General features: G+C 33.3%; 7 protein-coding genes. 2 read left to right on the forward strand and 5 right to left on the reverse strand.

The features are described 5' to 3' along the window. From RQ893_RS07235 to RQ893_RS07245, 3 genes are all read right to left on the reverse strand, one after another. A partial coding sequence (locus RQ893_RS07235) for a DeoR family transcriptional regulator (RefSeq protein ID WP_311482378.1) occupies window positions 1–441 on the reverse strand: 441 nt, incomplete at its 3' end. A gap of 145 nt (window positions 442–586) precedes the next feature. Beyond that, window positions 587–1708 carry a radical SAM family heme chaperone HemW gene (hemW, locus tag RQ893_RS07240; protein ID WP_311482379.1) on the reverse strand — a complete coding sequence of 374 codons (1122 nt, stop codon included), beginning with the start codon at window positions 1706–1708 and terminating at the stop codon, window positions 587–589. Further along, a complete protein-coding gene (locus RQ893_RS07245; protein WP_311482380.1) occupies window positions 1701–2561 on the reverse strand; it encodes a GNAT family N-acetyltransferase in 861 nt (286 codons plus the stop codon). The genes hemW and RQ893_RS07245 overlap by 8 nt, the downstream gene beginning before the upstream one ends. Before the next feature lie 104 nt (window positions 2562–2665). Between RQ893_RS07245 and RQ893_RS07250 the strand changes: the two genes are divergently transcribed. Together RQ893_RS07250 and RQ893_RS07255 are read left to right on the forward strand one after the other, a co-directional pair. Beyond that, window positions 2666–3139, forward strand: a complete 474-nt coding sequence (locus RQ893_RS07250) for an RNA polymerase sigma factor (protein WP_311482381.1) — start codon at window positions 2666–2668, stop codon at window positions 3137–3139. Between the two features lies 1 nt (window position 3140). Then, on the forward strand, window positions 3141–3986 hold the full coding sequence (locus RQ893_RS07255; RefSeq protein ID WP_311482382.1) for a zf-HC2 domain-containing protein: 846 nt from the start codon (window positions 3141–3143) through the stop codon (window positions 3984–3986). Window positions 3987–4005: 19 nt separating this feature from the next. Here RQ893_RS07255 and lepA read toward each other — a convergent pair whose 3' ends face one another. Continuing rightward, complete coding sequence (gene lepA / locus RQ893_RS07260; RefSeq protein ID WP_311482383.1) at window positions 4006–5817, reverse strand: translation elongation factor 4; 1812 nt, start codon at window positions 5815–5817, stop codon at window positions 4006–4008. 14 nt (window positions 5818–5831) lie between these two features. Next, window positions 5832–6404 (reverse strand): signal peptidase I, encoded by a 573-nt coding sequence (lepB, locus tag RQ893_RS07265; RefSeq protein ID WP_311482384.1) that lies wholly within the window; start codon window positions 6402–6404, stop codon window positions 5832–5834. Between the last annotated feature and the right edge of the window lie 72 nt (window positions 6405–6476).

The following is a 6476-nucleotide window of genomic DNA, read 5'->3' on the forward strand; positions in this document are numbered from 1 at the left end:
TCTCTCATTAACCCTAAGCATTTCAATATTTGAAATAGATTTGATTTGATTTTTGTAAGTGACAGATACAGCTGTTAGATTTGTAATCCCTGCCAAAATCTTAGTTGCAGAATCTACTATATCTGTAGCATTATGGTATCTTTTATCCAATGTTTTTTTCAAACTTGTATAGTCTGGGTTTAGCTTTTCACCGATTAGACCATTTTCAAGTAAATAATCTACAAAAAACCTATAACCCTTGTCTGATGGGAGCCTACCACTTGAAGTATGGGCCTTTTTTAAGAGACCTTTTTTCTCAAGGTCACTCATGTCATTTCTAATTGTGGCTGCTGATACATCAAATGAATAATCATCAGCCAAAGACTTAGAACCGACAGGCTCTCCTCCCAAGATATAAGAATTTATGATAGTGAAAAGTATCTGCATTCTTCTATCTTTCAAAGTCTTTCACTCCTTTTTAGCACTCCTTACATCTGACTGCTAATAATAATATACTAAGTTAGAATTTATTGTCAAGTAAAATTAAAAATTCTTAATTTTTATAAACTTCTAGCACTTATAACTTAAAGTTAAAAGAAATATCGAATCAAATAATTTCTACAAAAAATTCATTAGACAAGCTCATCCCCTTAGTTGTGAATTTAATATCCTTATCAATAATGAAAAAGTCATCTGCAAGAAACTTTTCAATTTCTTTTTTGTATTTTTCTAGGAAATCCACACCGTATCTTTGCTTAAACTCTGCAAGATTTATTCCTTCTACTTCCCTCAGCTTAAAAATTATATATTCTTTTTCATTTTCTTCTTTACTTACAAAATCTTTATTTATGACTGGGAGTTTATTTTCTTTTAAAAGTCTGTCATAAATAGCGAGATTTTTTACATTATTGTATCGTAAATTAGAAAGAAAACCTGCGGCAGCAAGTCCCAAGCCCAAGTATCCTTCTTCATTCCAATATTTTTTATTATGAAATGATTCAAATCCCTTTTTAGCAAAATTAGAAATTTCATAACGGTTAAGTCCGATTTTCCCAAGTTCTTCTATTAGGTAAGAAAAAATTTCTACTTCGATATCTGAATCCATAAGGTCTAGCTTGCCATCTTTTTCAAGAGCATAAAACCTGGAACCCTTATCCAAAATCAAAGAGTACCAAGAAATGTGGTTAGGTTTTAAAATCTTTACCATTTCTAAATCTCTTTTTACGCTTTCAAAATCCTGGCCAGGTAGGTTTAGCATGAGATCAAAGGAAAGATTTTCAAAGCCTGCTTCTCTAATCATTTCAATATCCCTAATGGCCACATCCCTAGTGTGGTTTCTGCCGATATTTTTTAAAACCTTATCATCAAAGGATTGGACTCCTAGGGATATCCTGTTGATTCCTAAATCTTTATAAATTTTTAATTTTTCCATATCAAGTGATTTTGGATTTGCTTCTATGGTAAATTCCTCGATATCAGACTTAAAATTAAAAAGTTCACTAACAATTTTTTCTATAAGGCTTGGGTTGATATAAGAAGGGGTTCCCCCACCGATGTAGATTGAATCAATAACCACATCCATCCTCTCCCTATAGAGTCTTATCTCTTTTATTAAATTTTCTACATAGGGTTCAATCCACTTTTCAAGGTTTGGAAAGGCGGCAAAATCGCAATAATAACACTTTTTTTCGCAAAAAGGAATGTGGATATAGGCACCAACCTTATTCATCTTTGCCAGTCACCTCTATTAGTACGAGCTTGGCAGTAGACCTAGCTATAATTTTAAAATCCTGACCTTTTTTTATCCTAAGGGCATCTGCTGGAAAATAAGTGTATTCCTTCTTATCAGAAATCACCCTAACCCTTCCCTCGATTACAACAATATAATAGGAATTTTCAGTGTTTTTAGGTACAAATTCATTTCCCTTTTCAAAATATAAGCGTTTAATAATTTCACAATCAGATTTTAATACCAACTCCTCGCTAGCCTTGACAGGCTTTTTTTCTTCTACATGTCCAGTTTTATTGTTGCGGTAATCATCTATTGTAAAAATTGTTTGATGAACGGGCGCCAAAATTCCAAGAGGAATTTTTACAATATGGCTACCATAATAAGTAAATCCAAGTTTCTTTTGAAAATCCCTGGACTTAAAATTATTTCTAAAGTATCCAGCAGAAATATAATCAAGACCCAAATCTTCAAAGGCATATTTCATCATAGCCCTAACAGCTTCTGTCATAATTTTTTGCCTATGGTAAGCAGGACTTAATACAAAACCTATCTCCTTGGCCTTTTTACCTTCAAATTCTTTATAAAAATCCTCATCCACTGGGCGAAGTACTATAGATCCGATTACCTTGCCATCCATTTCTATAGCAAGGACGTTTTTATTTTTTTTAAATCTTTCTAAAACTTCCCTAGTGTAATCTAGATTTTCATGATGAGGCCAACCAGCCATTTCACCAAGGCCGGGTGTCTTGGCATATTGGTAAAAATCTTCCAAATCATTATCATTAAAAGCCCTTAATATTAGCCTGTCAGTTTTTATTAACAAATCAGTAAAATCAACTTTAATATCCATATCTTCTCCTTTGGTCTGTTAGGAATACTATACAATAATGGAATTTTTTTTAAAATTTTGTAAGATATGATTAAGTTATTTGTCTACTATATGAAGGAGGGGTCATGGATATAGAAAAAATTTATAGGATATATTTTGACGACTTGTATAAGTTTTTGCTGTATCTGTGCAAAAATAAAGAAGTCGCCCAGGATATATGCTCAGAAAGTTTTATTAGAGCAATGAAAAATATAGAAACTATTGAAGATTCTAAAGTGAAGTCCTACTTATTTCAAATAGGCAAGAATACCTATTATAACTACTATAAAAAAAATAAAATGCTTTATCTTACAGATCAAATAGAAGATTTTGACAAGGAACTTGAATCTTTTGAGAAAGATTTATTAAAAAAAGAAAAACTAACTGATTTAGAAAAAGCTATAAATAGTCTTGAAAATCCTTACAAGGATGTAGTAAAACTAAGACTTAACGACTTGTCTTTTGAAGAAATTGGTGAAATTTATAAGAAAAATCAAAATTGGGCCTGCGTTGTCTACCACAGGGCCAAGGAAAAATTAAAACTAAGATTGGAGGAATAGAATGCGTGATTGTAACATAATAAAAGATTTACTTCCCTTATATAAGGAAGATCTCTTGAGCAATGAATCAAAAACATTCGTCGAAGAGCATTTGAAAACTTGTCCTGAATGCGAAAATCTTTTAAACGAGGAAATTGAAATTGAAAGTAAAAATACAAAGCCACTTGATTTTGTCGAAAGAAGGATAAAAAAAGAAACCAGGTACTTTACTCTGGCAGTTCTCGCCTTAATCGGATCTATCCTTATTTTTATCATCTCCTACCTAAATACTCCAAGACATATTGAGTATGACAAGGACTTATATAAAGTTTATAGGAATGATAAAATATATACTGTAGAGTTTGCTGACAAGGTAAGTGGAATTGATTACACTGATACAGAAGACGCCATCTACCTTGATGCTTATAGTACAAAATATGACGAGATTTTTAATAAAAGAAGGCTGCGAAAATCTTTAACTTTCCGCAAGGAGAATTTAAAAACCGTTCTCTACCAAAACCACGAATCCATGCCAAACATGGTAATTGGTTCTGGAGAAATCCATCAAACCCTCCTTCCAAGGTTGTTTTTAGGATTCTACGCAAGACTATCTATAATAGGATTTATTGGTCTTACACTTATATTATTTTTGATAGAAAAATTTAGGAAAAAAGCCATAAGTCTACCAATAAAAACCCTTCTAATAGGAGCACCCCTATCGCTTTTCCTAGGGATTATAGCCATAAAAGGATTTAATACAGCGACTTACTATCCAGTAACAGATTTCAAATACATTGTCTTATTAAGCCTTGGTATTTACCTATTTTTCATATTTATTTCTATATTTAAAGAGCAAAAAAGGATGTGAATTTCACATCCTTTTACTTTTATTCGTCATCTAATTTCAATACTGATAGGAAGGCATCTTGTGGCACTTCAACATTTCCAAGTTGACGCATCTTCTTCTTACCTTCTTTTTGTTTTTCAAGAAGCTTTTTCTTCCTTGAGATATCTCCACCATAACACTTAGCGATAACGTCTTTTCTAAGAGCTTTTACAGTTTCTCTCGCTATTATCTTACCGCCAATAGCCGCCTGGATTGGCACTGCGAATTGTTGTCTTGGGATTTCATCCTTGAGTTTTTCAACGATACCACGACCCCTAGTATAGGCATTATCCCTGTGAACAATAAGAGAAAGGGCATCGACGTTTTGCTCGTTAATCAAGATGTCAAGCTTAACAAGGTCTGAAACTTGGTAGTCAGTAACTTCATAATCAAGAGAAGCATAACCCTTGGTCCTTGATTTCAAAGAGTCAAAGAAGTTGTAAATTACTTCACTTAAAGGAATTTTGTACTTAATTGACACCCTAGATTCATCTATATATGTCATATTCATTAGCTCGCCACGTCTAGATTGGGCAAGGTCCATTACTTGACCGATATAATCTTTTGGAGTGATAATTTCTGAAATAGTTACAGGTTCCTTAATATATTGGATTTCTGTTGGATCAGGAAAATCATTAGGGTTTTGCAATTCCTTTTCATTTTCCACGCCCTTTAGCTTTATCTTATAGATTACAGATGGAGCTGTAGCTATGATATCAAGGTCATATTCTCTTTCAAGTCTTTGGGTAATGATATCCATGTGTAAAAGTCCAAGAAAACCTGCCCTTAGACCAACACCTAGGGCTTGGGAATTTTCTTGCTCAAATACTAAGGAAGCATCATTTACCTGGAGTTTTTCCAAGGAATCCCTTAGCTTATCAAAAGATTCACCCTCTGCCGGATAAATTCCAGAATAAACCATAGGTAGGACTTCCTTATAACCTGTAAGCGGTTTATCAGTAGGATTTTCCACTGTGGTAATAGTATCGCCAACTCTCGCATCCTTAACTTGTTTGATAGATGCTTCAATGAAACCAACGTCGCCTGATCTTAATTCCTTAGTAGCAACCCTGCCCCTAGATGTATAACCAACTTGGTTTACTTCAAAAACCTTGCCGGTATTCATCATCTTAATTTCATCTCCAGGACGAACCACACCTTCAAAAACTCTTATGTAGCATATTACTCCCACATATGAATCGTAATAGGAATCAAAAATAAGAGCCTTTAGTGGCTTATCATCATGATCTTCTGGTGCTGGAATATTATTAACTATATCTTCAAGCACATCTTCGATATTAAGTCCGGTTTTAGCTGATACAAGTGGTGCATTTTCAGTATCAAGTCCGATTTCATTTTCAATTTCTAATTTAACTTCATCAACCCTAGCACTTGGTAGGTCAATTTTATTTAGAACTGGCAAAATCTCCAAGTTTTGTTCAAGGGCTAAATAAGTATTTGCTAGGGTTTGAGCTTCAACGCCTTGACTAGCATCAACAACAAGAATCGCACCCTCACAAGCCTTTAGAGACCTAGACACCTCATAATTAAAGTCAACGTGTCCTGGAGTATCAATTAAATTTAGGTCATAAACCTTGCCATCACCGGCCTTGTAATGGATTTTGATTGATTTTAATTTAATTGTAATACCACGTTCCTGCTCAAGCTCCATATCATCAAGCATCTGCTCTTTTATATCCCTTTGACTGATATTTTCACTCTTTTCAATAAGTCTATCAGCAAGAGTCGACTTACCATGGTCGATATGGGCAATAATAGAAAAATTTCTAATATTTTCTTTTCTCTTTGTCATATATCTCCTACTAATTAATTTGCATAAGGATTGTTATCAATAAGCCCCGCATCAGCAAAAGGATATACCCTCAAAAATGCGTGACCTACAATTTCTTCCTTATAAATTTTTCCAAAATCTCTTGAATCATTAGAATTAGCCCTGTTATCACCAAAAACCAGATATTCTTTGTCGCCTAAAACCCAACTTGTTTGATCAGTCTTAGCAAGTGTTTCATCAACTGAAACATATTTTTCCTCTAGTTTTTCGCCATTTACATAAACAGCACCGTCTTTTAATTCAATCAAATCCCCAGGAGTGCCAATAACTCTTTTTACATAAAGCCTATTAGGATAATCTGGAGCATGTAAAATTACAATTTCTCCTCTCTTATAATCCCTAAAGTGCTTTCCAATTTTATTAAGCATTAGAATATCTCCATCATGGAGAGTATTTAACATAGACTTACCAGCAACCCTTGTTGCATCAATTATAAAAGCCTTAACAAAAAAAGTAATAGCTAGGGCAATAATAATAGTTTTAACCCAATCCCAGATAATATTTAGTATTAAATTCCATTTTTTATTTTGTATATTTTCTTCCTTCATTCTTAACCTCTCATTTCCTATTAATTATATACTAGTTTGGGTCAATTCTCAAAAATTTACATAAGATAAATA

The organism is uncultured Anaerococcus sp. (genome assembly GCF_963510915.1).
In the GTDB taxonomy this organism is placed as follows: domain Bacteria; phylum Bacillota; class Clostridia; order Tissierellales; family Peptoniphilaceae; genus Anaerococcus.

Coding starts and splice junctions, on each gene's coding strand:
- hemW (WP_311482379.1), bottom strand. CDS start 1,708: ATGAATAAGGTTGGTGCCTATATCCACATTCCTTTTTGCGAAAAAAAG.
- RQ893_RS07245 (WP_311482380.1), bottom strand. CDS start 2,561: ATGGATATTAAAGTTGATTTTACTGATTTGTTAATAAAAACTGACAGG.
- RQ893_RS07250 (WP_311482381.1), top strand. CDS start 2,666: ATGGATATAGAAAAAATTTATAGGATATATTTTGACGACTTGTATAAG.
- RQ893_RS07255 (WP_311482382.1), top strand. CDS start 3,141: ATGCGTGATTGTAACATAATAAAAGATTTACTTCCCTTATATAAGGAA.
- lepA (WP_311482383.1), bottom strand. CDS start 5,817: ATGACAAAGAGAAAAGAAAATATTAGAAATTTTTCTATTATTGCCCAT.
- lepB (WP_311482384.1), bottom strand. CDS start 6,404: ATGAAGGAAGAAAATATACAAAATAAAAAATGGAATTTAATACTAAAT.